This window comes from Moorella sp. E308F (genome assembly GCF_006538365.1).
Classification (GTDB): Bacteria; Bacillota; DSM-521; order Neomoorellales; family Neomoorellaceae; genus Neomoorella.
The window spans coordinates 889,352-915,413 of record NZ_BJKN01000001.1; the positions used below are offsets into that span (position 1 = coordinate 889,352).

23 protein-coding genes, 1 tRNA gene and 2 riboswitches are annotated in these 26,062 nt (G+C 52.9%); of the genes, 21 read left to right on the forward strand and 3 right to left on the reverse strand.

Translation table 11 applies throughout. The features are described 5' to 3' along the window. Positions 1-5 precede the first annotated feature (5 nt). Both E308F_RS04480 and E308F_RS04485 read left to right on the forward strand, forming a co-directional pair. Positions 6-80 (forward strand) — tRNA-Asn (locus tag E308F_RS04480). 123 nt (positions 81-203) lie between these two features. After that, complete coding sequence (locus E308F_RS04485) at positions 204-1,271, forward strand: tetraprenyl-beta-curcumene synthase family protein (RefSeq protein ID WP_141263729.1); 1,068 nt, start codon at positions 204-206, stop codon at positions 1,269-1,271. A gap of 13 nt (positions 1,272-1,284) precedes the next feature. Here the strand turns inward: E308F_RS04485 and E308F_RS04490 are convergent, their stop codons facing one another. Beyond that, positions 1,285-2,211 (reverse strand): polyprenyl synthetase family protein, encoded by a 927-nt coding sequence (locus E308F_RS04490; protein ID WP_141263730.1) that lies wholly within the window; start codon positions 2,209-2,211, stop codon positions 1,285-1,287. A 304-nt stretch (positions 2,212-2,515) separates the two neighbouring features. On the opposite strand from E308F_RS04490, the gene E308F_RS04495 reads away from it, so the two are divergent. The 4 genes from E308F_RS04495 to E308F_RS04510 are packed head-to-tail and all read left to right on the forward strand — an operon-like array spanning position 2,516 to position 7,131. After that, positions 2,516-3,001 carry a CtsR family transcriptional regulator gene (locus tag E308F_RS04495; protein WP_141263731.1) on the forward strand — a complete coding sequence of 162 codons (486 nt, stop codon included), beginning with the start codon at positions 2,516-2,518 and terminating at the stop codon, positions 2,999-3,001. Between the two features lie 14 nt (positions 3,002-3,015). Next, positions 3,016-3,525: a UvrB/UvrC motif-containing protein gene (locus tag E308F_RS04500; RefSeq protein WP_141263732.1), complete on the forward strand. Its 510-nt coding sequence runs from the start codon at positions 3,016-3,018 to the stop codon at positions 3,523-3,525. Further along, complete coding sequence (locus tag E308F_RS04505; protein ID WP_141263733.1) at positions 3,522-4,574, forward strand: protein arginine kinase; 1,053 nt, start codon at positions 3,522-3,524, stop codon at positions 4,572-4,574. The genes E308F_RS04500 and E308F_RS04505 overlap by 4 nt, the downstream gene beginning before the upstream one ends. 28 nt (positions 4,575-4,602) lie before the next feature. Further along, the gene (locus tag E308F_RS04510; protein ID WP_141263734.1) at positions 4,603-7,131 is read left to right on the forward strand and encodes an ATP-dependent Clp protease ATP-binding subunit; all 2,529 of its coding nucleotides are present in this window, start codon (positions 4,603-4,605) and stop codon (positions 7,129-7,131) included. A gap of 100 nt (positions 7,132-7,231) precedes the next feature. Here E308F_RS04510 and E308F_RS04515 read toward each other — a convergent pair whose 3' ends face one another. Together E308F_RS04515 and E308F_RS04520 are read right to left on the reverse strand one after the other, a co-directional pair. Continuing rightward, positions 7,232-7,996 carry an AIR synthase related protein gene (locus E308F_RS04515; protein WP_141263735.1) on the reverse strand — a complete coding sequence of 255 codons (765 nt, stop codon included), beginning with the start codon at positions 7,994-7,996 and terminating at the stop codon, positions 7,232-7,234. After that, entirely contained in the window at positions 7,993-8,547 is a 555-nt protein-coding gene (locus E308F_RS04520) for an ECF transporter S component (RefSeq protein WP_141263736.1), read from the reverse strand. The genes E308F_RS04515 and E308F_RS04520 overlap by 4 nt, the downstream gene beginning before the upstream one ends. Positions 8,548-8,687: 140 nt before the next feature. Then, positions 8,688-8,887, reverse strand: a riboswitch (cobalamin riboswitch). Between the two features lie 580 nt (positions 8,888-9,467). On the opposite strand from E308F_RS04520, the gene E308F_RS04530 reads away from it, so the two are divergent. The 15 genes from E308F_RS04530 to tnpC all read left to right on the forward strand — a co-directional run bounded on the left by E308F_RS04530 (position 9,468) and on the right by tnpC (position 25,969). Then, positions 9,468-9,743: a hypothetical protein gene (locus E308F_RS04530; protein WP_216364440.1), complete on the forward strand. Its 276-nt coding sequence runs from the start codon at positions 9,468-9,470 to the stop codon at positions 9,741-9,743. A 99-nt stretch (positions 9,744-9,842) separates the two neighbouring features. Continuing rightward, positions 9,843-10,769 carry a DUF1616 domain-containing protein gene (locus E308F_RS04535; RefSeq protein WP_216364441.1) on the forward strand — a complete coding sequence of 309 codons (927 nt, stop codon included), beginning with the start codon at positions 9,843-9,845 and terminating at the stop codon, positions 10,767-10,769. Beyond that, positions 10,766-11,566: a CPBP family intramembrane glutamic endopeptidase gene (locus E308F_RS04540; RefSeq protein WP_141263738.1), complete on the forward strand. Its 801-nt coding sequence runs from the start codon at positions 10,766-10,768 to the stop codon at positions 11,564-11,566. Before E308F_RS04535 ends, E308F_RS04540 begins: the two co-directional genes overlap by 4 nt. Before the next feature lie 20 nt (positions 11,567-11,586). Beyond that, the gene (locus E308F_RS04545) at positions 11,587-12,270 is read left to right on the forward strand and encodes a hypothetical protein (protein WP_141263739.1); all 684 of its coding nucleotides are present in this window, start codon (positions 11,587-11,589) and stop codon (positions 12,268-12,270) included. 103 nt (positions 12,271-12,373) lie between these two features. Beyond that, positions 12,374-13,630, forward strand: coding sequence for an NAD(P)/FAD-dependent oxidoreductase (locus E308F_RS04550; protein WP_216364442.1), 1,257 nt, complete (start codon positions 12,374-12,376; stop codon positions 13,628-13,630). A 41-nt stretch (positions 13,631-13,671) separates the two neighbouring features. After that, a riboswitch (cyclic di-GMP riboswitch) is annotated at positions 13,672-13,755 on the forward strand. 37 nt (positions 13,756-13,792) lie between these two features. Then, positions 13,793-15,274, forward strand: coding sequence for a sugar phosphate nucleotidyltransferase (locus E308F_RS04555; RefSeq protein WP_141263741.1), 1,482 nt, complete (start codon positions 13,793-13,795; stop codon positions 15,272-15,274). 14 nt (positions 15,275-15,288) lie between these two features. Beyond that, positions 15,289-16,656, forward strand: coding sequence for a phosphomannomutase/phosphoglucomutase (locus tag E308F_RS04560; RefSeq protein WP_141263742.1), 1,368 nt, complete (start codon positions 15,289-15,291; stop codon positions 16,654-16,656). Between the two features lie 17 nt (positions 16,657-16,673). Beyond that, a complete protein-coding gene (locus E308F_RS04565) occupies positions 16,674-17,846 on the forward strand; it encodes a glycosyltransferase family 2 protein (protein ID WP_216364443.1) in 1,173 nt (390 codons plus the stop codon). 292 nt (positions 17,847-18,138) lie between these two features. After that, on the forward strand, positions 18,139-19,149 hold the full coding sequence (locus E308F_RS04570; protein ID WP_141263743.1) for a glycosyltransferase family 2 protein: 1,011 nt from the start codon (positions 18,139-18,141) through the stop codon (positions 19,147-19,149). 48 nt (positions 19,150-19,197) lie between these two features. Next, positions 19,198-20,391, forward strand: coding sequence for a glycosyltransferase family 4 protein (locus E308F_RS04575; RefSeq protein WP_141263744.1), 1,194 nt, complete (start codon positions 19,198-19,200; stop codon positions 20,389-20,391). A gap of 43 nt (positions 20,392-20,434) precedes the next feature. Further along, positions 20,435-21,415, forward strand: coding sequence for a glycosyltransferase family 2 protein (locus tag E308F_RS04580; RefSeq protein WP_172613821.1), 981 nt, complete (start codon positions 20,435-20,437; stop codon positions 21,413-21,415). After that, on the forward strand, positions 21,402-23,534 hold the full coding sequence (locus E308F_RS04585) for a DUF2206 domain-containing protein (protein WP_172613822.1): 2,133 nt from the start codon (positions 21,402-21,404) through the stop codon (positions 23,532-23,534). Before E308F_RS04580 ends, E308F_RS04585 begins: the two co-directional genes overlap by 14 nt. A gap of 85 nt (positions 23,535-23,619) precedes the next feature. Beyond that, positions 23,620-23,940, forward strand: a complete 321-nt coding sequence (gene tnpA, locus E308F_RS04590) for an IS66 family insertion sequence element accessory protein TnpA (RefSeq protein WP_141263747.1) — start codon at positions 23,620-23,622, stop codon at positions 23,938-23,940. Then, entirely contained in the window at positions 23,934-24,290 is a 357-nt protein-coding gene (gene tnpB, locus E308F_RS04595; RefSeq protein ID WP_141263748.1) for an IS66 family insertion sequence element accessory protein TnpB, read from the forward strand. The genes tnpA and tnpB overlap by 7 nt, the downstream gene beginning before the upstream one ends. Positions 24,291-24,370: 80 nt before the next feature. Next, positions 24,371-25,969 (forward strand): IS66 family transposase, encoded by a 1,599-nt coding sequence (gene tnpC / locus E308F_RS04600; RefSeq protein ID WP_373995947.1) that lies wholly within the window; start codon positions 24,371-24,373, stop codon positions 25,967-25,969. Positions 25,970-26,062 lie beyond the last annotated feature (93 nt).

Consider the following 26,062-nt stretch of genomic DNA (forward strand, 5'->3'; position numbering starts at 1 on the left):
TACATTCCTCGGTAGCTCAATGGTAGAGCACCCGGCTGTTAACCGGGTGGTTGCAGGTTCGAGCCCTGCCCGGGGAGCCATTCCCCTCTTCCCCTGTTAGGTATCCCCTATCAGGGGCTTTTTTGTTTGCATTTGCTCTGCCCACCGGTCAGGTATAAGTTGGCACTCCCGGGTTATAATCTGGCTAGTGGGTGATTTAAATAATGCCAAAAGCAACAGGGAATCTAGTTATCCTGGGGCGCTTGCTTTTCCGGGCTTTTCCGGCGGTGGACAGGGAATTAAAGCGCTGGCGGCACCTGGCGGCCAGCACTCCGGAACCGGAACTAAGGCAGCAGGCCCTGGCGAGCCTTACCCTAAAGAAGTTCCACTGCCAGGGAGGGAGTGTCTATGCCACCTTGTCGCCCCGGTACCGGTATGGGGAGCAGCTCCTGCAGGCTATTGTAGCCCTGCAGACCATTAGTGACTACCTGGATAACCTCTGTGACCGGGCCGGTGTCCTGGATGAAAAGGCGTTTCGTCAGCTGCACCTCGCCTTTACCGATGCCCTGTCTCCCGGGACGACCCGGCACGACTATTATGCCGGCTACCCCTACTGCGGCGATGGCGGTTATCTCCAGGCCCTGGTCCGCACTTGCCAGCAGGCCCTGATGGTACTGCCGGGATATAAAATAGTACAGGAGGAAATCTTGTACCTGGCCGGCTTATACTGCCGCCTCCAGGCGACCAAGCATATAGACACAACCAGGCGGCAGGAACGGCTGCAATCCTGGCTGGAACCTTTACTGGGCCAAATACTCACGCCTATCTACTGGTGGGAACTGGCGGCAGCTACAGGCTCAACCCTGGGCATCTTTGCCCTTATGGCCGCTGCGGCCGGGGAAGAAGTAACGTCACCTGAGATAGCCAGGCTAAAAGACGCATACTTACCCTGGATCGGAGGTTTGCATATCCTGCTTGATTACTTTATCGACCAGCAGGAGGACCGGCAGGGGGGCGACCTAAATTTTTGCGCTTTCTACCGCGATGAAGAGGAAGCCGGGCAGCGGTTGCAGTTTTTCCTGGAAAAATCCCTAGAAAAGGCCCAAAAACTCCCTGACCCTGCCTTCCACCTGCTGGTCGTCCAGGGCCTGCCGGCCCTGTACCTTTCCGATGCCAAAGTAGCCGGGCCCAAGTATTTACCAACCAAGGAGGCGGTTCTCCGGGCTGCCGGCAGCTTATCTCAGAAAATGTATCTTCTTTGTAAAACCCTGCGGCGGGTTGGCGTAATTTAGCGACCAGCTTGACTTAAATTAATTCATGCAGGGGGTCCAGGGTACGGGCAGCCAGTAAAGCCAGCTCTTCCTGTACCGGGTTTGCCGGTAGTTTATCCAGGGCCTCCAGGGCCAGGGTAATTTGTTCTCCCGCTGTGGCAGCCGTATATTCATCACATTTTAATTGCCGCGCGGCAGCAGTGAGCTCCTCTATTTCCACAGCCGTCAGGCCGCGGTTTATTTTTTCCTGCCACGGCGCAGCTTCCGGAGAAAGCTCTAAAAAGCGTAAAACAGGGAGGGTAAGGATGCCGCGGGCCAGGTCCTGGCGGTTGGGTTTGCCCATCCTTGCAGCGGAGCCGAAAAGATCGAGGTAATCGTCGATTATCTGGTAGGCCAGGCCCAGGTGCCAGCCGAACCGGGCCAAATAATTCTGCTGGGGGCGCTTTAAACGGCAGAGGATGCCGCCGCAACGGCAGGCGGCACTGAACAGGGCGGCCGTTTTTTGGCCGATATAAGTAAAATAGGAGTTTATATCGGGGCCGGCAGCTGTTAATTGCTGGATTTCCCCGCAGCACATGGAACGGATGGCTTCGGTAACCGTGGTGAGGACGGCTTTTTTGCTTCTGGCCAGGAGACCAAAGGCGGTGGCAAAGAGGTAATCACCGGTGAGGACGGCCGGCACTGTCCCATAGAGGCAGTGGAGAGCGGGCAGACTGCGGCGGACGGTCGCCCCGTCCAGGACGTCGTCGTGGATCAGGGAGGCCAGGTGAATAAGTTCTATGGCTACCGCCACTTGCCGGGCTTCCAGGGTATCATGAATCCCGAAGCGGGCACATAATAAAACTAAAGTTGGCCGCAGGCCCTTACCGCCGGTCAGGGCATGGTTTAAGAGCCGCTGCAACCGGGGATCCGGAGTGGCAACGGCTTCATTTAGGACTGCTTTTATTTCCGCCCCTAGCAAGGTATCTTCTCCTTTACACAAATTTATACAAAAGGTGCCAGCAAATGGAACGGGAGTAACTCTAGTATGGCTGGAAGGAGACGATTTTATAGCCGCCATCTTTAAAAACAGGAGATACAGCAAGCAAGAATGTAAAATAAGGAGCATAATAGCTTTTCAGGTGCCAGAAAGCCAGGGATTGGATAAAATAGGTATAGATTAATATTGCTAAGAGGAAATTTTTGCAGTATAAAATAGTCAAGGAAAGTCAAAAGGAAAAAGAAAGTCAAAACCAAAAGGAAGACTCAAGGGGGTGGGCCGATGAATGGAAGGTAAAACCCTGGCCGACCGGATAGAAAACTACATCAAGTGGCTGTTAAAAAGCAGTGCCGATGGCATAGTAGAGCTTCAGCGCCAGGAGCTGGCCGAGCGCTTTACCTGCGTACCTTCGCAGATCAGCTATGTCCTCAGCACCCGCTTTACCATAGAAAGGGGCTACCTGGTGGAAAGCCGCCGGGGTGGCGGTGGCTATATCCGCATTGCCCGGGTACCCCTAAATGCCGAGGAGCGGCTAAAAGATTGGGTGCACGAAGCCCTTGGTGAATACCTCTCTCAGGAGGCAGCCGTGGAGCTGCTGGAGCGCCTGGGGGAGGAGGGGTTGTTAACCCGGCGGGAGCAGCTGCTCCTGACGGCAGCCATCAACCGCCAGGCTTTACCCCTGGAACTACCCAGGCGCGACCAGGTACGGGCCTGCATTATGAAGGCTGTAATTTTAACCTTAATGCGCGATGATTTCCCTGGCGCAGGATAAAAGGGGGCTAGAAAATGCTTTGTGAACGATGCCAGGAGAGGCCGGCCAGTGTCCACGTTACCAGGATTATCAACGGCGATAAGACGGAGCTTTATCTCTGCCAGGAGTGTGCCCGGGAAATGCAGCCCCAGCTCGACTTTTCCATTCCCAAATTTTTAGCCGGGCTGCTGGATTATGACCCCGGCCTGGAGGTCAAAGCCCCGCCGGCAGTGGAACGCTGCCGCGAGTGCGGCCTGAGCTACGAGCAGTTCCACCAGACGGGGCGGCTGGGATGCCCGGACTGTTACCATTACCTGGCCGCGCGCCTGGATCCCCTCATCCGGCGCATCCAGGGCAGCAGCCAGCACCGCGGCAAAGTACCCCGCCGGGCCGGCGGCAATTTACGGGTGCGCCGGGAGATTGAAAAATTGCGGGCGCAGCTGCAGCGGCTGGTCGAGCAGGAAGAATTTGAAAAGGCCGCCCAGGTCCGGGACCGCATTCGCGATTTAGAAAATCGCCTGGGAGAACAGGGGGTCGGGCAATGAGTCTGAATTTAGAGCGCAGCAGCAAATGGATGGAAGGGTCCGGTCCCCAGGCCGACATCGTCATTTCCAGCCGCATCCGGCTGGCTCGTAACCTGAAGGGGATGCCCTTTCCCAATTTGATGAACGAAGCCCAGGAAGTGAAGGTTATCCGCCAGGTGAGCCAGGCCATCCGGGCGCCGGGGGTCTTCCAGGCCGTGGGTGAATTAAAGCTCCAGACCTTGCGAGAATTGTCGCCGGTAGAGCGGCAGATACTAGTGGAGAAACACCTCATCAGCCCGGACCTGGCGGAAGGTAAGGGAGAAAAGGCCGTAGTTTTACGGGATGATGAGGCCATCAGCATCATGGTCAATGAAGAAGACCACCTGCGCCTGCAGTGCCTTTTGCCGGCCCTGATGCTCCATGAAGCCTGGCGCCTGGCCGACGCCGCCGACGATGCCCTGGAAAACGAGCTGGACTTTGCCTTTGACCAGGAAAGGGGCTACCTTACCGCCTGTCCTACCAATGTCGGTACGGGCTTAAGGGCTTCCACCATGCTGCACCTGCCGGCCCTGGTGTTGACCAAGCAGGCCGGGCAGGTATTGACGGCCCTGACCAAGGTGGGAGTGACGGTCAGGGGCCTCTACGGCGAGGGCACGGAAGCCCAGGGCAATATCTTCCAGGTTTCCAATCAAATCACCCTGGGACGTTCTGAAGAAGAGATTATCAACAACCTTTCGGCGGTAACTGTGCGGCTGGCCGATCAGGAAAGGGAAGCCAGGGAATTGCTGCGCAAGCAAAACCGCTGGCAGCTGGAAGACCGCGTGGGCCGGGCCTACGGTGTCCTGACCAACGCCCGCGTCTTGAGCTCCCAGGAAGCCCTGCAGCTGCTTTCAGATGTCCGCCTGGGAGTGGAAATGAAAATTTTACGCGGCATCGACCAGCGGCTAATAAACCAGCTCATGGTGCGCATCCAGCCGGCTTACCTGCAGTTTACCGCCGGGAAAGAAATGACGCCCTTTGAGCGCGATGTGCGCCGGGCGGCCATGGTACGGGAATTTTTAGCAGGCTAGCAGAAAACCTACAGGAGGTGGAGTAATCATGTCACCACGTTTTACCGAAAGGGCCAACCGGGTCTTGCGCCTGGCCCAGGAAGAAGCCAGGGCCTTGCATCACCCGGCCATTGGGACCGAACATATCCTGCTGGGTATCTTGCGGGAAGGCGACAGCGTCGCCGCCCGCGCCCTGGCCAGTTTGGGAGTGAATGTGAAAGCTGTACGTGAGGAAGTGCGTAAAATTATCCGGCCGGGGGAAGCCCCTGCCGGTGGGGAAATCGGCCTGACACCGCGGGCGAAAAGGGTCCTGGAGCTGGCCAATGAAGAAGCGCGGCGCCAGGGCGTAAACTATGTAGGCACAGAACATATCCTCTTAGGCCTGCTGGAAGAAGGCGAAGGCCTGGCGGCCCAGGTGCTGGGCGGGCTGGGCTTGAGCCCCGAGAAAATCCGCCAGCAGGTCATCGCCCTGCTGGGGGGTGCCGGCGGGCAGCCCCAGGCCGGCGGCTGGACCCTGGTTTTCGGCAGCCTGCCCTTCGGCATGAGCGGGTTCCCCGGAGGAGGGGCCTTCCAGCCCATGGGCGCCCCCGGGGCGGTCAAAATGCAGCCGCAGCGGCCGGGTCAGACGCCCACCCTGGACCAGTTCAGCCGGGACCTCACCCGCCTGGCCCGGGAAGACAAGCTGGACCCGGTCATCGGCCGGGAAAAAGAAATTGAACGCGTCATCCAGATTCTAAGCCGCCGGACGAAAAACAACCCCGTTTTAATCGGCGATCCCGGCGTGGGCAAGACGGCCATCGTTGAAGGCCTGGCCCAGAAGATAGTCCAGAACCAGGTACCGGAAGTCCTGCGGGACAAACGGGTGGTGGCCCTGGATATGTCCGGTATGGTGGCCGGCACCAAGTACCGGGGCGAGTTTGAAGAACGCTTCAAGCGGGTTATGGACGAAGTCCGCGACGCCGGCAACGTCATCCTCTTTATCGACGAGCTGCATACCCTCATCGGCGCCGGGGCCGCCGAGGGGGCCATCGACGCTGCCAACATCTTAAAGCCTGCCCTGGCCCGGGGCGAACTGCAGACCATCGGTGCTACCACCATTGACGAGTACCGCAAACACATCGAGCGGGACGCAGCCCTGGAGCGCCGTTTCCAGGCCGTTATGGTCGGCGAGCCCACGGTGGAGGAAACCATAGCCATCCTGAAGGGCCTGCGGGACCGCTATGAGGCCCACCACCGGGTGAAGATTTCCGATGCGGCCCTGGAGGCGGCGGCCAGGCTTTCCGACCGCTACATCACCGACCGCTACCTGCCGGATAAAGCCATCGACCTGGTTGACGAGGCTGCTTCCCGGGTGCGTCTCAAAGTCTACACGGCTCCCGACGACGTGAAAAAGCTGGAAGCACGCCTGGAAGAACTGGAGAAGGAAAAGGCGGCGGCCGTCCATGCCCAGGAGTTTGAAAAGGCGGCGGCCTTAAGGGACGAAGAAAAGAAAATAAAAGAGGAGTTAGAAGCCAAAAAGGGCGAGTGGCAGAAGGAAAAGGGCCTGGAGAAGTCCGTGGTGACGCCGGAGGACATCGCCCAGATTGTTTCCAGCTGGACGGGAATCCCGGTCACCCAGCTGGCCCAGGAGGAAAGCGAGCGGCTCCTCCACCTGGAGGATGTCCTGCACCAGCGGGTCATCGGCCAGGATGAGGCCGTCCACGCCGTTGCCCGGGCCGTGCGCCGCGCCCGGGCGGGCCTCAAAGACCCCAAGCGGCCCATCGGCTCTTTCATCTTCCTCGGCCCCACCGGCGTCGGCAAGACCGAGCTGGCCCGGGCCCTGGCCGAGGCCCTCTTCGGCGACGAGGACGCCATGATCCGCTTCGACATGTCCGAGTACATGGAGAAGCACACCGTCTCTCGGCTGGTGGGCGCCCCGCCCGGTTACGTCGGCTACGAGGAGAGCGGCCAGCTGACGGAGGCCGTCCGGCGCCGGCCCTACAGCGTGGTCCTCTTTGACGAGATCGAAAAGGCCCACCCGGACATCTTTAACGTGCTGCTGCAGGTCCTGGACGACGGCAGGCTCACGGACGCCAAGGGCCGCACCGTGGACTTCCGCAACACGGTGATTATCATGACCTCCAATATCGGCGCCAGCACCATCAAGCGGGAGAGCCTGGGCTTTAAAGCTTCCACCAGCGAAGTGGCGGCCGATTCTTACGACAAAATGAAGAAGCACATTATGGAAGAGCTGCGGCGGACCTTCCGGCCCGAGTTCCTGAACCGCATCGACGAGCTGATCGTCTTCCATGCCCTGTCCAGGGATGATATCAAAAAGATAGTCGACTTGATGCTGGCCGATATGAACCGCCGCCTGGAGGAGAATAAGCTTTCCGTAGAAGTGACGGATGAAGCCAAAGAAATCCTCATCAAAGAAGGCTTCGACGAAGCCTTCGGCGCTCGTCCCCTGCGGCGTGCCATCCAGACCCTCATCGAAGACCAGCTCTCCGACGAGATGCTGGCCGGGAAAATCGTCCCCGGCGACAAGGTCCGGGCCGTCGCCCGGGACGGCAAGATTGTCCTGGAAAAGGCGGCCTAGTCCGGGACGGGATAGACCTCTACAAGCACCCGCGCGCAACGGGTGCTTTTTCTTTTGCTGTAACGAGCAATTTACTTATTTCCACCGCCAGGGGACAGTTCTAATTTTCCAGGGTCCCCAGGAGGCAGAAGGGTTTTCCCGCCCGGAGCCCTGCAGCCTCTAGGGCGGCCCGCTCGCCGGCGGCGAGGATGCAGGTGGCGGGGCCGGCCGATTTGTGCAAGTCCAGCTCCGGTAAGCCCGGCCGCCAGTTGATCTGCAGCCTGTATAAAGCGGCCAGATCCCGGGCCTCGGCCAAGATGCCCCTGGAACCGACGGGAACGATTTCCCGGATGCCCGGCTGGTCGAGGAGCAGGCGTACGGTTTGCAGGTCTGCGATTTCCGGATCGTCGAGGAAGACCTCGGTTCCGACCTTGGGCCGCCCGAAAAGGGCCAGGGCGTCGCCGGCAGCCAGGCGCCCTATTAGCAGCTCTGCGGTAGCCGCCAGGCCGATGACGGTGATCCCTATCCCGGACTGGATAGTGGGGACGTTTTTTTCGCTGCTGCCGGTGAGGGCTTTCTCCGGATCGATACCCAGCGAGCGGACCTCGTCGGCTACGCCCTCCCGGATGGCCGCACCTGTAGGTTCCGGTTCCACGGAGAGGGTGTTGACGATGCAGACCGGCCAGGCGCCTACCGCCAGGACTTCCATCAAGGCTACCCTGGCGGTGAAGCGACCCAGGACGTATCCCGGCACCCGCACCACGTCGGCTTCCTTGGGGCCGATGGCCCCGGCGGAGTCGCAGGCGATCACCAGGGATCTTTGCGCCTCCAGGTCCAGGATGGTCAAATCACGGTAGCGGCGGGGGGAAAGGGTGGCCGGGGTCATTTACCTTCACCTTTCCCCCGGCCGGCGGCATAGCTGGCGGGATATACCCGGCGCAGACTGGTGAAGGCCGTCGCGGCCAGGACGATGTTCAGGGCGGAAGCGATTAATAAGGGCACCACCATGGCCAGGAAGAATGCTTTGCCGAACCCCGGCAGGGGGATGAACAGCGCCGGGAGTAACAGGCCGTTGAGGGCTATTCCCGCTGCTATCCCCAGCCAGGGGGAAAAGCGGTAGAAAAGGGCAAAAAGGGCGACGACGGCGGCCATTCCGGCGGCGATTACCAGGTGGAGGGGCGGGGTGAGGGGGAACCCGGCGGTAAAGGCGGTGAGCAGGTGCCCCAGGGAAGCTATCAGGGCCCCGTCGGCGGGACCCAGGATGAGGGCGCCGAGAAAGCCGGGAAAAGAATCGAAGGCCGGGGTGCCGGTGATGCTGGGTATTTTTAGATTGGCGCCCACAGTTGACAGGGCGATGAGCATGGCCAGGGTCGCCAGGCGTCTGGCCGTCCAGCGGCTTGCCTTAACGGCCGGGGAGGAAAGTTCCGGTTTTGCCATGTTTGCTTCTCCTTTCTAAAGAAGACTTTGTCAGGGGTGAAATGGGGCCGGGCCACCCGTAACAAAAAAGTCCCCAGCCGTCTTCCGGCTGGGGACTTTACCATCATCCCCGGTTGCTTCTCCCCTTTCCTGGCGAAGGTGAGAGGTCACATGGACAGGCAGGTCTCCTGGCTCGCGCTTCCTCGTTTGGCGATGCCTTCCCGGGAACTATCCCAGTGGCGTTATATCGCCAACTCCACGCTCACAGTGGCGGGACCGCGCCGGATCGCCGCCTGAAAAGGCGGTTACCGGACTTCCCTATTCTCCCCCTCCCGGGGGCACCTGTCCATTTTTTCATATATGGTTGTCAATTATTAATATAATCTACCACCGTGCTTTTGGCAAGCCCTGTTTTCCGAAAGTAAGCCCGGGAAAGACTTTCCGGGGGAGGTAGCCGCACCGTGTTCGATTACCGGGCCGCCACGGGGCTGTGTTGTCCGTCTATTCCTGGCGGAAAAGACCGGTTCCGGCCGGGTTACCCTAGCTCACCATCCAATTTACCGCCAGTTCTCCCGGGGCGGTAACCCGTTTACCCTCTGCTAACTTCAGGGCTGCCAGGCCGGTGTCGGGATAGGCGCTTTCGCCGTGCTGGGAAAGATCCAGGCCGGCTTCCTCTTCCTCGGCTGTGCCCCGCCTGGCAATCCCAGGGCCTCATGAGCTTAACCGAACGCTATTCTTATCTTCGTCAAGCTTGGTGAACCGCCGGATGCGGACCCGCATGTCCGGTGGTGTGAGAGGACGGGGGCTAGCCGCCCCCTCCTACTCGATTTGCTAACGAAATTTAACAGGGTAAAGGAGGATTTTTCCTTTTTATGACGAAAAAATACATTTGGCCGGGGAGGGAGCGCCCGGCCGGTAAATAAAAAGGGGAGGTGTTGCCGTTGATCTCTACGGTTACAAGCACCACCGTTACCACCATTGCCAGCTCCACCATGGCCGCCGGACTGGGCCTGGCTGCTGTCCTCTGCTTGATTGCCTTCCTGATCGCCAAGGAACTGCTGGATGCCGGCGTCAGCGTCGAGGGTACGGGTGAAGGTGCGGCCACAACCCTTTACCCGTGGGTACGACCCCTTAGCCGCGCTTTGACCGTGGGCATCATCCCCTTGCTCATTGGCTTCGGGTTTATAGTCCTGGTAAGGGTGATGGCCGTCCTTTAAAGCAGCCATTAAAGCGATGGTGGTAAAACGCCATGAGCCCGGATTGGGGGCTCGCCACCGGACCGCAAGGAACGGTGGTATTTTTTTGGGGGAATTTTTTTGCGCTTGCATACCTGGAAAGAGCTCGTCTACCTCGACGCCATGGCCCTGGTCCTGGCCCTAATCATCCTCCTGGGCGGTCCCCAGCCCCTGCGGGTCGCCCTGGGGCTGCCCTTTGTCCTCTTTTTGCCGGGCTATTGCCTGATAGCGGCCCTTTTTCCCCGGCAGGGGGACCTGGACGGCATCGAGAGGATAGCATTGAGCTTTGGCCTGAGCATCGCCGTCGTACCCCTCATCGGGCTGGGCCTCAACTACACCCCCTGGGGCATCCGCCTCTACCCCATCCTTATTTCCCTGTTAATCTGGATCCTGGGCCTCTCCGCCCTGGGCCTCACCCGCCGCCGGCGGCTGCCCCCGGAGGAGCGTTTTACCATCGCCCTGGAGCTCAAGCCCCCGGCCTGGCGCGCCCTCACACCCCTGGATCGGGTCCTCTCCATTGTCCTCATTGCGGCCATAATCTTTGCCGTGGGCAGCATCGTCTACGTCGTCAAGACGCCCAAAGTGGGGGAGCGCTTCACGGAATTTTACATCCTCGGGCCTTCCGGCAACGCGGAAGGCTACCCGCGCCGGCTCACCCTGGGTGAGAGCGGCCGGGTCATTTTAGGCATCGTCAACCACGAGTACGCCCGGGTGGAGTACAGGGTGACGGTGCGCCAGGGGACGGACGACCTGGTGCAGCTCGGCCCCCTGGTGTTAAACCATGAGGAGAAATGGGAAGAACCCCTCGCCTTTACCCCCCGCCGGGCCGGAGAGAACCAGAAAATCGAGTTTCTCCTCTACAAAACCGGAGAGACGCCCCAGCCGGGCATACCTTACGTGAAGGCAGGCGACACGACGCCCTCCGTAGAACCTTATCGCAGCCTGCACCTGTGGATAAACGTCGTCAATCCCAGCCCAGCAAACAGTCCGGGAGATGAAGCCAGTTGAGCAGTCCCCAGCCCATGCCCCAGGCACCTTTTAAAATCTTCCTCGCGAGGCAGGGGGAATACCTGCCCTGGTATTACGGCGTCCTTTTAACCGCGGCCGAAATCCTGACGGCCCTCATGTACATACCCGCCGGCCTGGCCCTGCACTTCAGCATCTTGATCCTCTTAATCCTTCAGGCCGCCCTGGAGGCGGGAAAACCCCGCCACGCCCTTTACCAGGCCCTCACCCTGGCGCCCCTGACACGCATCATGAGCCTGACCCTGCCCCTGGGCAGCTTTCCCCTGATGTGGTGGTACGCCATCACCAGCCTGCCCCTTTTGGCGGCGGCCGGGGCTGCGGCCGCCATCTGCGGCTTTAAGGCCGCCGACCTGGGCCTGGTCCGGGGCCGCCCCGGGCTGCAGGTCCTGGTGGCCCTGAGCGGCCTGCCTCTGGGCCTCCTGGAATACCTGATCTTAAAACCCCAGCCCCTGGCGGCGGGCCTCGACTGGCGCCATCTGTGGCTTGCGGCCCTGATCCTCCTCATATGCACCGGCTTTATGGAGGAGCTGGTCTTCCGCGGCCTCATCATGCGGGCGGCTACAATCGCCGCCGGGCCGCGCTTTGCCCTCTACTACATGAGCTTTATCTTCGCCGTCCTGCATATCACCCACCGCTCGGTCCTGGACGTCTTCTTCGTTTTTGCCGTGGCCCTCTTTTTCGGCTGGGTAGTCCAAAAGGATCGCTCCATCCTGGGGGTCACCCTGGCCCACGGCCTTACCAATATCACCCTTTACCTCATCTGGCCCAACCTGTTATAATTTCTCTGGGTGATACATCCATGCGCGCCAGGATTATCCTCGGCGGGGTCGCCGCCCTCATTCTGGGGAGCGGCCTCCTGCTGTATTTTCTTTTCGGCTTGCCTGCCGGCAGGGGGACGGCGCCGATGCCCTTTTTTGGACCATCCCCGGGCGAGACGGGCTGGCAGGCGCCGGGTGCCGGTGCCCGGACACCCGCGGGAAGCCCGCCGCCCGCACCGGGAGAAGGGGCGGCGGAGGTGTCCCCGGCTCCCGGTGGGGCAGCGCCGGCGCCGGGAGGCTCCCAGCAGCCCCAGACCTCTCCCGGGCTGCCCGAGCAGGAGAACCAGGTCTGGCAGGAGTACGCGCCGCGCCTCCTGGCCCTGCAGGAGGAGTACCAGGGCCGCCTGGACGCCCTGCTGGCCCGCGCCTATGCCGACTACCAGCGCCATAAAAACGACAGGGCTAAGCTCCTTTCCCTGGCCGCCTACTACATCAAGGAGGGCACGGCCCTGGAAAGGGAGGCCGACGGCGCCTTCAACAGCATCGCCGCCGCCATGGAAGCAGAACTGAAAGAACGCCACCTGCCCCTGACCATGGTCCAGGACCTGCGGCGCCGGTACCGGGACTTAAAGCAGCAGCGGCGAAGGGCCATCTTCAGCCGCGCCTGGGAATTAATTAATTCCCAGGCAAATTTTTCTCTGGAAAAGAAGGAAATTGTTTCTTGACGGCGAATATAAGAGAAACCAGTGGGACTAAAGTCTTATACAATCTGGTACTTATCTAGGACCATAGTCATGTTATCGTCTTATATAAAGTGGTGATATCAATTTGCAGCACTGCGACGTGGCAGTAGTCGGCGCCGGACCGGCCGGCTGCAGCGCGGCGCGCCTGATTGCGGCGGTCGGTTTCCGGGTAATCATCCTGGAAGAACACAACCAGATTGGCGAACCCCTGCAGTGCTCCGGCCTCATCAGCCCCCGCACCCTGGAGCTTGCCGGTTACCAGGGGGAGCTGCGCCACGCCCTCCACGGCTTCAACCTCCACAGCCCCGCGGGTTACACCCTGGGATTCCAAACCAATAAAACCTACGCCGTGGCCGTCGACCGCGTGGCCCTGGACCGGCAGCTGGCAGACACCGCCCGGGCGGCGGGAGCGGAGCTGATCACCGGGGCCAGGGTGGGAAGATTGCAGTATGCAGGTGACGGTATAATCCTGCACGCCTCGGGAACTGCCGTCAAGGCTCGGCTGGTCATCGCCGCCGATGGGGCCCGCTCATCTTTCGCCCGCCGTTTGGGCCTCAGGCCGCGGGAGATTATCCCCCTGGCGGCGGCGGAAATAGAGCTGGGACCGGGGAGCCGGGCCCGGGAGGACGTCATCGAGCTCTTCCTGGGGCAGGACCTCGCCCCCGGCTGGTTCGGCTGGCTCTTCCCGGCGGGCAAGGGCCGGGCGCGAATCGGCGTCGGGGTAGGCCTTAAAGGCCCCAGTCCCCGGCGCTGCCTGGACATGCTGTTGAAACGCTATCCGGAATACTTCAGTAAAGCGAAGATCCTACGGTATACAAGTGGCTGCGTGCCCATCGGGCCGCCGCCCCGCTTTTACGGCGAGCGGGTGATGCTTTTAGGCGATGCCGCCGCCCAGGTAAAGCCCATCTCCGGCGGCGGCCTCTACCTGGGGCTGCACGCGGCCCGGCACTGCGCCCGCACGGCCATCCAGGCCCTGGAGCAAAAAGACTTTAGCGCCGCTGTTCTTGCGGGCTACCAGGAAGCCTGGGAAAAAGAGTTCGGCGCGGCCCTGCGCAGCGACCTGGTGCTGCGGGAATTATTCCTTTCTTTGAACGATACGAAAGCCGATTATCTCACCCGCTTTTTCGACAACAGCTTCTGGCGGCAGTTTATCGCCCGGTACGCCGACATCGACTACCCCTCGTTCCTGGTGAAAAAAATCCTGGGAACGGGGCTCCTGCCGCGTAAGTTCTTTCAACTGGCCCTAGACCTGGGCGGATTTATCGGCCGCATCGTGAACAGGGAGGGAAACCGCCGCTCCCTGCCGGCCCTGGAAGCGGGAGAGTATCAAGCAACAACATAGAAAAACCTGGAGAAAAATAATAGGCACTCAAAATGGTAAGAAACATAAGCGGAGGCTGTGAACCCTGGCCCGTATGTGGGCGCCTGGACCAGGGCGAGCCAGTGGCGCAACCGGCCGCTGTTTTGCAAATGGCGGTTTTTGTATTTTTATGGGGGTGGTTTTTTGCCGGCGGCAGTAGTCATCATGGCCGGGGGGTCGGGCGAGCGGTTCTGGCCCTACAGCAGGAAAGAGAAGCCCAAGCAGTTCCTGGAGATTGCCGGCAAGGGCAGCCTCCTCCAGCAGACGGTCCGGAGGGCCCTGCTGCTCACCTCTATAGAAAATATCTACATAGTGACGGGAAAAGAGTATACAGAGCTGGTACGCGAGCAGGTGCTGGAACTTTTGCCGGCAAACCTGCTGGTCGAGCCCGTGGGACGCGATACGGCCCCGTGCATAGCTCTAGCGGCCGCCTATCTGGCGGCAAAAAATACGGAAACAATGATGGTTGTATTGCCGGCCGACCATATGGTGCTGGATAATGACGCTTTCTGCGCGACGATCCAGGAAGGCCTGAAGGTAGCGGCAAGCACCGGCGGCCTGGTGACCGTCGGCATCCAGCCAACCCGGCCGGAAACAGGCTACGGTTACATCCATGTGGGCGTGAAGAAGATCGAGGCGGGCCGGGCCTACCCCGTCGACCGTTTTGTCGAAAAGCCCGACGCCCGCCAGGCGGCGGCCTACCTGGCCTCCGGCGAGTATTTGTGGAACAGCGGCATGTTCATCTGGCAGGTCAAAGCCATCCGAGAAGCCATCAGGCGCCACCTGCCGGAGCTGGCGGCCAGGATGGCCCCCATCGAGGCCGCCGTCGGCACAGAGGACTTTGCATGCATGCTCCGCGACCATTTCCCGAGCCTCCCCAAAATATCCATCGACTATGGGGTCATCGAAAAGGCGGACAACGTCTGGGTCGTGCCCGGCAGTTTCGGCTGGGACGACCTGGGGACCTGGACCGCCCTGGAACGGGTGATGGAGCCGGACAGCCGCGGCAACCTGATCCAGGGCCAGGCGGTGCTGCTGGATACCGAGAACGTCATCGCCAGGAACGACAACGGGGAAAAGCTGATGGTGGCCTTCGGCCTGAAAGATCTGCTCATCGTCGATATGCCCGACGTCCTTTTAGTCGCCCATAAAGACAGGGTGCCGGAGCTCAAGAAAGTGATCCAGGAGCTGCAAAAGCAGGGCCTGGGCAGGTTCTTGCACAGCCTCCTCGAGGAGGGGGACCGGGTGAGCGGCCTCCTGGCCGGCCTGGACTGGAAATGCCCTGTCGTGGAGAAGCCCTGGGGCAGGGAAATCCTGTGGACCCAGACCCCATCCTATGCCGGCAAGATCCTGCAGGTGCAGCCGGGGCACTCCTTAAGCCGCCAGTACCACCGGGAAAAGCGGGAAACCATGTGGTTTTTAAAGGGTGAAGGCGAGCTGGAGCTGGGTGGTAGGAAGATCCAGGTAAGGCCGAATATGATCTTTGACATCCCGCCGGGCACTGTCCACCGCATCCGGGCCAAAACCGGGATGGTAGTCCTGGAGGTGTCATCGCCGCATCTGGACGACGTCATCCGCCTGGAAGACGCCTACGGCCGCACGGACTTAAGAGCGGAGAATTATTAAAAGGTGAAGCATCGATGAATCCTTCTGTTTTTAAAGCCTACGATATCCGCGGCGTGGCCGACCGGGACTTCCCGGATGATGAAGTCGAAAAACTGGGGAGAAGTTTAGGGACCTATTTTCAGGCCCACGGTTACCGGCAGGTCGTCCTCGCCAGGGACAACCGCCGGCATTCTTCCCGCCTGCGGGATGCCCTAGTACAGGGCCTCACCGCTGCGGGGTGCGACTGTATCGACATCGGCGAGACCATCACCCCGGTCTTTTACTTTGCCCACCACCACCTGAACCTGAAGGCCGGCGTTATGATCACCGCCAGCCACAACCCGCCCCAGGATAACGGTTTCAAGGTCTACTGCGGCGAGGGCACCATCTTCGGCGCGGCCATCCAGGAAGTAAGGCGCATCATGGAAAGAGGAGAGTTTAAATCCGGTCGGGGTCGGGTGGCAGAGGTCCAGGTGGAAGACAGCTACATAGATTATATAGCTTCCCGCATAAAGCTTAAGTCAAGGTTGCGGGTAGTTGCCGACGGCGGCAACGGCACGGCCGGTCCGGTGGCGGTGAAACTCCTCCAGACCCTGGGCTGCCAGGTAATCCCCCTGTACTGCGATTCCGATCCAGCCTTTCCCCACCACCACCCCGACCCCACGGTGGTGGAAAACCTGGTGGATTTAAGGCAGGCGGTCCTGGACAATAAAGCCGACCTGGGCGTTTCCTTTGACGGCGATGGCGACCGGCTGGGTGTAATCGACGACCGGGGCCAGGTTATCTGGGGCGATATGCTCCAGATCCTCTTCTGGCGCGAGATCATGCCCCGCTACCTCGGCAGCCGGGCCATAGTCGAAGTAAAGTGCAGCCAAACCCTGGTGGATGAGATCACCCGGCTGGGCGGACGGCCGTTCTTTTACAAAACAGGCCACTCCCTCATCAAAGCCAAGATGCGGGAACTGGGCATCCCCTTTACCGGCGAGATGTCCGGGCACCTCTTTTTCGCCGACGAATACTTCGGTTACGACGATGCCCTCTATGCCGCGGCAAGGCTTTTGCGCATTGTCGCCGGCGGGGGCCGGAAGCTGTCAGAACTCCTGGCCGATGTGCCAAGGCTACCTATCACGCCGGAGATCCGCATCCCCTGCCCGGAAAAGCAAAAGCAGGCGGTTATCAGCGGCATAACGGATTCTTTTCGCCGGGAAGGGTACGAGGTAATCGATGTCGACGGCGCCCGGGTCGTTTTTCCAAGTGGCTGGGGCCTCATCCGCGCCTCCAATACCCAGGAAGTGCTGGTTTTGAGGTGCGAGGCGAAGAGCGAAGGGGAGCTGGAGGAAATCAAGAAAAAGTTTGAGGAAAAGCTGAGAGCTTATATCAGCGGCCCGGTAGTTTGGGATTAAAGAGCCGGCAGGAAGAGGTGAAGAAGTTGCTGCCCTTAGAAAAGCTGAGGAGAGAAGAGGTTGAGGAACGCGGGGCGGCCAGTATTAGCGCCAAGCCCGCCCATACGATAATCATCCCAGCCTATAACGAAGAACAGGGTTTACCCGTAGTGCTGGAGAAGATCTTGAAGCTCGTCGATGATAATTTTGAGATCCTCATTGTCGACGACGGCTCTACCGACAATACGGCGGTAGTGGCCCGGAGGTACCCCTGCCGCTTGATCAGGCATAAATTTAACCGGGGCAAAGGCGCGGCCATGAAGACCGGCATCCAGAACGCCCGGGGCGAGAATATCATCTTCATCGACGCCGATGACACCTACCCGGCTGAAACCATCCTGGAAATTGCCGCCGCCCTGGAGAATTACGATTATGTCGTCGCTTCAAGGAGCAAAGGGAAGCAGAATATCCCCGCCTTCAACCGGATAGGCAACGCCATTTTCCGTAACTCCATACGTTACATTTACGGCTTTAAAGCCTATGACCCCCTCACCGGCCTTTACGGCCTCAAGAAGACGTACCTGGAAAAGATGGACCTGCACTCCCGCGGCTTTGGCATTGAATCGGAAATAGCCATCAAAGCCGCGGCCATGGGGTTGAAGATCAAAGATATACCAATCGTCTACAGGGAACGGATCGGGAAAGCGAAGCTGAACGGCCTCAGGGACGGGTACCGCATAGGGTGCACCATTTTAAAGCACCTGCCCCTGTACAACCCGACCCTGACCTTTATCCTGCCGGGCCTGTTGCTCTTTTTGGCCGGCTTAATAGCCATGATAGGTTTTGTCAGGGAACCCCAGCAGCTCCGGGGTATAGCGGCCTCCTTGTTGATGCTGGCCGGTTTCCAGGTTGTCACCCTGGGTGTCGCCAGCAAGCTCTACGGGTTAGTACATAAAAACAGGAAACCAAATCCCATCATGATGTATTTTTTGCGAAGCAGGGTTGATAGGAAGATGTTCCTATTATCCCTTATTATAATCCTTATTTCCGTCGCTTGCCTCCTGATGGTGGCTAAAGATCAGCCGGGGATGGAAGTCTACTCATTACCCCTGCTTACAGGCGGCCTGCTGGGAGTGCTGTTGTTTTTTGCGGCGATATTTCTATCCATCTTCGTTCCCGATGTTTCTTCCCGCAACATTAAATTAAGCTAGGGGCAGAAAAAGTGCGTATCTGCATCGTCGGATCTTCCAAAAAGTTCTTCAGCGGCATTTCGGCTTATACCATTGTCATGGCCAATGCCTTTGTCGAGCAGGGCCATAAAGTATCCGTCGTCCTACTGTGTCCATTACCATTAGCACAAATTATGATGACTAAGTAAAACGCAACCCGGTAGTGCATGGGGTGATAGTACTGATAAGGGTATTGGGGTTAATATTACAGCAGAAAATTTTTGGTTATATTTAATACCTTAATACAGGGGTTTTCAGGAGATGTTACTTTAGGATGAGAGACCCTGAGGTAAGTATAATTATTGTCACTTATAACAGTAAAAGATATTTACAAAGGTGTTTGGAGAGTATTTACAGACAAACCTCCTTTTCTTATGAAGTAATAATAGTTGATAATTGTTCTATAGATGACACTGTTGAATATGTTCAAAATAATTTTCCGAGCGTACGGGTTATAAGAAATACACAAAACAAGGGATATGGAGCTGGAAATAACCTGGGTGTTAAATATGCCAGAGGCAAATTTATCGTTATTTTAAATCCGGATACAGTTGTCGAGAATAATTGGTTATATGAAATTATTAAGCCATTGGAAACAGGAGATAGGTTAATCACTATACCGAAGGTATTATTATATGATGGATCTAGAATAAATACGTGTGGTTTAAACATACACTTTACGGGTTTAGCTTTCTTGATTGGTTTTGGCAAGAAATCCAATGAGTATAATGATATAATGGAGGTTTATGGAATTGCAGGTTGTTGTTTTGCTATGCAGAAAAAGTATTATCAAGATTTAGGTGGCTTTGATGAACGTATTTTTATGTATCAAGACGACGTTGATTTTTCTATAAACGCTAGACTTTCCGGGTTTAAGATTTTATTTGTTCCTAAAGCTATAATAAGGCATGATTATACATTGAAAGTGGATAATAATAAAATATACCTTTTAGAAAAAGGTAGATATCTTATTTTAAAAAAATACTATAAACCATTAAATATAATGTTGATGATGCCATCAATAATTATGAGTGAGATTTTAACACTTGGATATTCACTAAAATTTGGTTTAAAAGGTGTATATAAAAAATACAAGGGTCTTTATGATGTATTAAAAATAAAAGATAGTTCAAGGAAAAAAGTTAACGATATTGGAATGTTTAGTAACTTGTTGCCAACAGAGAATCAGCTTCAAAGTAAAGTTATTAATGTATGTATCTCTCTTGTAAATGCAGTCTTTTATTTAAATTCATTAGTTTATAGGATTTTAAAGCTGACATATTAACTAATAATCAGTTTAGCTGGGGATTTCTTCGCTCATTATTAATTAGAAATGGGGATAGACATGAATTTATTAAGTTTATGTCCTTATTGGATTAATCCTCCGACAGGAGGAGGACCAATACGTGTTTTAAATATTACTAAGGAACTTGCAAATTATTTTAAGATTAAACAATTTTGCTTCAGGCCTACGTTAACACATGGTATACATATTAAAAGCAATAAAAGTATATATTATAACTATTACCAGTATCAGGTTTTTAATCCTATTATTTTACTTTCATCATTTCTTTTATATAAATTAAATTTACCACCAGATTTGTTACAGGGTAATATCCTATATTATTTGTCACCGAAATTAAAGAAAGAGATTATTTCGTCAGATATAATTCAGATAGAACATCCTTGGCTTATACCATTTGTAAAAAAGGTTGCCCCTACAAAAAAGACAGCATTAATGTGTCATAATTTTGAAGCCGATTTGTTTAAACAAGAAAGTACTTATATCGGAAAATCTTCTCAAATGGTTTTTAAATATATTAAAAATATTGAGTACCATGCTTTAAATTTGGCTGATTATATTTTTGTTTGCTCAAAAGACGATGAAAATAGAATAAAAGATTATTATAAGATTACTAGAGAATTTTATTATGCACCAAATGGTGTTGATGTGGATTATTTTAGGCCTCCTGATAAACTTGAAAAAATGAATGCTAAAAAAAAGTTGGGTTTAGATAACAAATTTGTAATAATTTTTACAGGGGGAATACATAAACCCAATTTAGAAGCTATTGAATTTATTAAGGAAATCGCAGGAGAATTGAGTTCATTCTGTACGATAATTATCCTAGGAGCAGCCGGAACACAATACAAGAATAGTTATAGTGATAATTTGATTTTTACAGGATATGTAAAAGATCTTAGACTATATTATTTTGCGGCAGATTTGGCAATAAATCCATTAAGTATAGGGAGTGGAACTAGTTTAAAATTTGCAGAATATTTATCTTGCGGTCTTCCAACAATATCTACAAACATAGGCGCTCGAGGATATGAAGTTATTGATGGTAAACATGTGTTATTATGTAAACGATCAAATATCGTAGAGTGTATTCGCCTTCTTTATAATAATAAAAACTTGCGAAAGACTATAGGTTTTGAAGGAAGAAAACTGATGGTTCAAAAATATAGTTGGAAGAAAATAGCGAAATCAATTGCGCAGGTATATTTAAATAATTTAGCTTAAGCTCAAACACAAAAAGGTCTGATGAACATTGAGTCAATCATTAGTGTGTATAATTATCCTCAACTGGAACGGCCTTAAAAATACCTTGGAATGCATTGAATCAGTCAAAAAAATTACCTATCCTAGCTATAAAATAATTGTTGTTGATAATGCTTCAGCCAATAATGAGGCCTATTCCCTGCGCAAAAATTGTTCCGGGGATATCGACATACTTTTAACTGCTAAAAATTATGGCTATACAGGTGGCAATAATGTGGGTATCTCCTATGCCCTGGAAAAATATGATCCTGGATACATATTAATCTTGAATAACGATATCATCGTTGATCCAGATTTTTTAACCATTATGGTTAACGTAGCCCAATCAGACGAGAAAACAGGTATTGTCGGCGGAAAGGTTTATTACCATCGTTATCCTAATTTGATCCAGGCCGCCGGGGCCGGAATCAATATGTACTTTGGAAAATCCTATCATATTGGCGATAGGCAGTTTGATAAGGGTCAATATGATACCCAACAAAGCGTGGACTATGTTATGGGTTGTTGCATGCTTATCAAAAGAGAGGTAATAAATAAAATCGGACTGCTGGATGAGCAGTTCTTCTGTTACTGGGACGAAACTGACTACTGCTTTCGTTGTCGGAAAGCCGGTTATAATGTGATCTATACCCCCCTGGCCCGGGTCTGGCACAAAAACCCCGTCAAGCTCAAAATATGGGAACGAACTCAAAACAAAAGCGTCCGGTCGGCGATACCGTATTATTATACAACCAGAAATAATTTCCTTTTCATGCGTAAACATGCCAGAGGGATTGAGTTTTTAACTTTTATTCTATATTTCTTTTCCTACAATTTAATTTTTGTTACAGGAGTATGTTTGGTGTTTCATCGGGATATAACAAGGTTTAAAAGTTTTTTAAGGGGTATTTTAGATGGGATAAAATTTATGCCAAAAAAGGTTTGTGATGAAAAAGAGTATATTTTACTGTTAACGAAGGAGAATGAGGCAATTGTTTCTAATTAAATCTCAAAAATTACAGCGAAAAGATTTGATGTTTATCGCAGTATTTTTTTTAGTAACTATAGAGTTTATTTTGTTAGAGCATTCCGGTATCCATTTATTTGGATTGAGACAAGTTTTTTCTTTTATATTCTTTACATATATTCCGGGTTACCTGTTGCTGCATATTTTGAAGTTTAATATTGACGATAAGATTAAACTTATTCTTTTTTCGGTAGGATTAAGCATATCTTACTTAATGATAACAGCTTTATTAATCAATTTGATATATCCTTTATTTGGGATATCTAAGCCTATTACTTTTTGGCCGGTTTTGGTTTCATGTATAGTTACTACATTTTTGTTGTTAGTAATATGCAGTTTCTATATGAGAAAAGAAAATAACATATATCCAGATAAAGTAAGCCAAATGATAAAAACAACGTCATATGAAAAAATCTTACCCATATATGTTGTTTTATTGTCAATACTTGCAGCATATTATATAAGAAACCTCGAGAATAACATAATAGCACTTTGTTTTATTGTTTTAGTCGAGGGACTTTTTGTTTTTTATACTTTTAAAAACAGCACTAGAGAAACTTTATCGCTAATCATTTATTCTATTTCATTGGCAATGTTGTTGGTGAATGTTTTGTATTCGAAATACTTAACGGGTTATGATATTAATGTTGAATATTATTTCCAACATCTTACATGGGAAAATGGTTTTTGGAATTATAGTATTCCAGGTACAGTAAATACAACAATTAGTATAGTGCTGCTGGCTCCTATATATTCATTATTAACAGGACTAAATGTTATTGATGTTTTTAAGGTATTTTATCAAATAATATATTCATTAGTTCCGGTGGCATTATTTGTGTTTTATTCGGTTTTGTTTGACTATAAAAAGTCTTTTTTAGCTATTGCTTTATTTATGTCAATCCCTACATTTTTTTTGGAAATGCCGGCATTAGCCAGGCAGGAAATTGCCGAGTTATTTTTTGTCTTGATCTTGCTACTTATATTTGATAAAAGTACGAAAGAGTTATCCAAAAGGATTATATTCATAGTATTTTCTTTCAGTCTAATAATTTCCCATTATGGCCTTGGATATGTTTCTATAGGATATTTAATTGTCGCTTTCATAACTTATGTTGTGATACAAAAACCCATGCTACTTCAAAGAGATAATATGTTACGACCTAACTTAATTACTATCTTTTTTGTTTTACTAATAATATGGTATATGTATATTGCAACAGGTTCCCCATTTAATGTGATGGTTGGTATTGGAAATACAATTATTCTTCATTTAAAAGACATTTTAGGCTTATCAACACGAGAAAATTTAATAAGTACTGCCATTGGTCTTGACTTTTGGCATGTATCTACTTTGGGAAAGCTCTTTAGAATAAGCCAATATCTCATAGAAATGTTTATTGTGATAGGGTATATTTCATATTATTTTTATTGTAAACACAAAAGAGAGCACATGTTATTCTTTTCATTTGCCACGGGGGCTGCATTACTTTTATTTGCATGCATTGCTATACCATATTTTTCTACATTCATGAACATCACGAGGTTTTTTCACTTTGCTCTATTTTTCCTCGCTCCTATGTTTGTTGAAGGTATCGATAGGTTTATATTATTGTGTGCTAGGATACTCAAACTGGCTAGCGATAGATTTAATGCTAAATATTTAGCTTCAAATACTTTAGCTATTGTAATTATATCTATATATTTTCTTTTTAATTCAGGATTTATCTTTGAGGTCTTTGGCTTTAAAACTTATGGGACGACAGAAATTCCATTTACTTATAGTCTTAGCGGTTATCGTATTGACGGGCCGTTTTTTACTACCCAGGAATATAATGCCTCACTTTGGGCTGATAAATATTTGCCAGCGAACGCCCGTATTTATGGTGATGAATATAGAAGACTTTTGCTAATTGATTTTAGAAATGGTAGGGTAAAAGTTTTCTCTCATCACATCGAACAGCCTTCATTTTTCTTTTTAGGGGAACTAAATACACTTAAAAATCAAGCCTCATTAATTGTTTCCCATAAAGCACAAAAACGGTTAGAAATAGTTGATTTAGATTTAATTAAAGACCTGAAAGCTCTTATTTCGTAAGCGTCAAATACAACCCACCTTGGCACAGGGCTCGCGTTTAAGGGATAATCTTCCTCAGAAAACGGACTGAGGAGGATTTCCCCTTATGACCAGAGCCGAATTACAGCAACTGTGGGAAGCTCGCATAGCCGAATACAGGGAAAGCGGGCAAAGCGTTAAAGAATGGTGCGCCTCTCATGAGGGCATTAGCCCCAGGCAGTTATGGTACTGGCTGCGAAAGTTTAAGAACCAAACCCCAACTCCTCCGGAGCTTTCCAACCGGTGGCTGCCGGTAGAAATAAGTGAGCAAGGTTCCCAAAAGCAGGCCCTACTGGTCAAAATAGGACCGGCCAGCATCGAGGTAAGACCCGGCTTTGACCCGGCCTTACTCACCCAGGTAGTACAGGTGCTGATGGCGTTATGCTAAACGAAGTGGGTATCGACCGGGTTTACCTCGCCTGCGGCGCAACAGACTTGCGCAAATCTATTGACGGCCTGGCGGTACTGGTCAAGGAAGGCTTCGAATTAGACCCTTTTTCTTCTTGCCTTTTTGTCTTCTGCAACCGTAAGAGGGACAAACTAAAGATCCTCCACTGGGAGCACAACGGGTTTTGGCTTTATTACCGCCGGCTGGAGAAGGGGAAATTCATATGGCCGCAAGACACTACTTCTTCCACCATCACCATAAGCCGCCGGGAGTTGCGCTGGTTGCTTGACGGCCTTCCCTTAAACCAGCCTAAAGCCCATCCTGAGGTAAAAGCGCGCACCATCTTGTAAAAGAAATCGCTAGAAAGAAATATTTTTTGTTTGTGGTTGATTCTAGAGGAATTCGGCTTGATTTGTCGAATCATTAAGGCATGAACACTGCTAAGTCTCTTGCTACCATGACCATAGAAGAGCTGCAAAGCCACTGCCTTCAGCTGGAAGAGCAGTGTAGGCAGCTGGAACAACAAAATGCCGAACTGACCGCTAAATTAAACTGGTTTATGGAGCAGTTCCGTTTAAGCAAGAAGCGTCAATTCGGTTCTTCCAGCGAGCGGACTGAAGCACTAAAAGAGCAACAGCTTTTGCTTTTTAATGAGGCGGAAGTGGAAGCCCGGCCGGAGGAAGCTGAGCCGGATTTGGAGACCATCACCTACCAGCGCCGTAAGACGCGCGGCCGCCGGGAGATGAACCTGGAAGATTTATCGGTTGAGGTGGTAGAACACCGCCTACCGGAAGAGGAGCGGGTCTGCCCGTGTTGCGGTGGCCCTTTACATGAAATGAGCACCGAGGTACGGCAAGAGCTCAAAATTATCCCGGCCCAGGTGAAAGTGGTTCAGCACGTGCGCTACGTCTATTCTTGCCGCCGCTGTGAGAAAGAAGAAATAACTACCCCGGTTATCACAGCGCCCATGCCTGCTCCTGTACTTCCGGGAAGCCCGGTATCTCCCTCCCTTCTTAGCTACATCATGACCCAGAAATACGGGGCAGGATTACCCCTTTACCGCCAGGAGCAGCAGTTTAAAAGTTGGGGTATAGACCTTTCCCGGCAGACCATGGCCAACTGGGTGCTCCATGGAGCTAACACCTACTTAACCCTTATTTACGACCGTCTCCATGAACACCTGCTCAAAAGAGACATTCTCCATGCCGATGAGACCACGTTGCAGGTACTTCATGAACCGGGAAGAGAGCCTACCACCAAATCATTTCTCTGGCTTTACCGCACGGGGCGGGACGGTCCCCCCATCGTCCTCTACGACTACCAGACCACCCGGGCCGGCAAACACCCCCGCCGGTTTCTAAAAGGTTTTAAGGGTTATTTGCATGTTGACGGCTATGAAGGCTACAATGGACTTTCAGAGGTCACCCTGGTGGGCTGCTGGGCCCATGCCCGGCGCAAGTTTGACGAAGCCTTAAAAGCCCTGCCGGAGGAAAAACGCCATGCAGCAGTGACAGCCCGGGAGGGGCTGGAGTTCTGCAACCGGCTTTTTGCCATAGAGCGCGAGCTTAAAGACAAAACCCCGGAAGAACGATATCAAATCCGGCAGGAGCGCAGCCGGCCCGTGCTGGACGAATTTTTAGCCTGGCTTAAGAAGCAGAAACCGCAGGTGCTGCCCAAAAGTGCCTTTGGGCGGGCGGTTTACTATTGCCTGGGCCAATGGGATAAACTTGTCGCCTTTTTACAAGACGGGCGTTTAGAAATTGATAACAACTGCAGCGAGCGTTCTATAAAGCCCTTCGTCATTGGGCGTAAGAACTGGTTATTTGCCAACACTCCGCGGGGTGCTAAAGCCAGCGCTATTGTCTACAGCATAATAGAAACAGCCAAGGAAAACGGGTTGAACCCTTTCCACTACCTTACCTACCTCTTCGAAAGGTTGCCCAACCTGGACCCGCAGGATAAAGAAGCCCTGGAACAACTCCTGCCGTGGTCGGAAACTCTGCCCCCCATTTGCCGGATGAATAATTAAGCTTGTTTTAGCCCCCATCTCAGAAATCGGTGGGGGTTCTTTATTCTTATCTTACGTAAGGGCAAAAAGTGGGTTATATTTGACGCTTACCTT

Coding starts and splice junctions, on each gene's coding strand:
- E308F_RS04485 (WP_141263729.1), top strand. CDS start 204: ATGCCAAAAGCAACAGGGAATCTAGTTATCCTGGGGCGCTTGCTTTTC.
- E308F_RS04495 (WP_141263731.1), top strand. CDS start 2,516: ATGGAAGGTAAAACCCTGGCCGACCGGATAGAAAACTACATCAAGTGG.
- E308F_RS04500 (WP_141263732.1), top strand. CDS start 3,016: ATGCTTTGTGAACGATGCCAGGAGAGGCCGGCCAGTGTCCACGTTACC.
- E308F_RS04505 (WP_141263733.1), top strand. CDS start 3,522: ATGAGTCTGAATTTAGAGCGCAGCAGCAAATGGATGGAAGGGTCCGGT.
- E308F_RS04510 (WP_141263734.1), top strand. CDS start 4,603: ATGTCACCACGTTTTACCGAAAGGGCCAACCGGGTCTTGCGCCTGGCC.
- E308F_RS04515 (WP_141263735.1), bottom strand. CDS start 7,996: ATGACCCCGGCCACCCTTTCCCCCCGCCGCTACCGTGATTTGACCATC.
- E308F_RS04520 (WP_141263736.1), bottom strand. CDS start 8,547: ATGGCAAAACCGGAACTTTCCTCCCCGGCCGTTAAGGCAAGCCGCTGG.
- E308F_RS04545 (WP_141263739.1), top strand. CDS start 11,587: ATGCGCGCCAGGATTATCCTCGGCGGGGTCGCCGCCCTCATTCTGGGG.
- E308F_RS04560 (WP_141263742.1), top strand. CDS start 15,289: ATGAATCCTTCTGTTTTTAAAGCCTACGATATCCGCGGCGTGGCCGAC.
- E308F_RS04570 (WP_141263743.1), top strand. CDS start 18,139: ATGAGAGACCCTGAGGTAAGTATAATTATTGTCACTTATAACAGTAAA.
- E308F_RS04575 (WP_141263744.1), top strand. CDS start 19,198: ATGGGGATAGACATGAATTTATTAAGTTTATGTCCTTATTGGATTAAT.
- tnpA (WP_141263747.1), top strand. CDS start 23,620: ATGACCAGAGCCGAATTACAGCAACTGTGGGAAGCTCGCATAGCCGAA.
- tnpB (WP_141263748.1), top strand. CDS start 23,934: ATGCTAAACGAAGTGGGTATCGACCGGGTTTACCTCGCCTGCGGCGCA.
- tnpC (WP_373995947.1), top strand. CDS start 24,371: ATGAACACTGCTAAGTCTCTTGCTACCATGACCATAGAAGAGCTGCAA.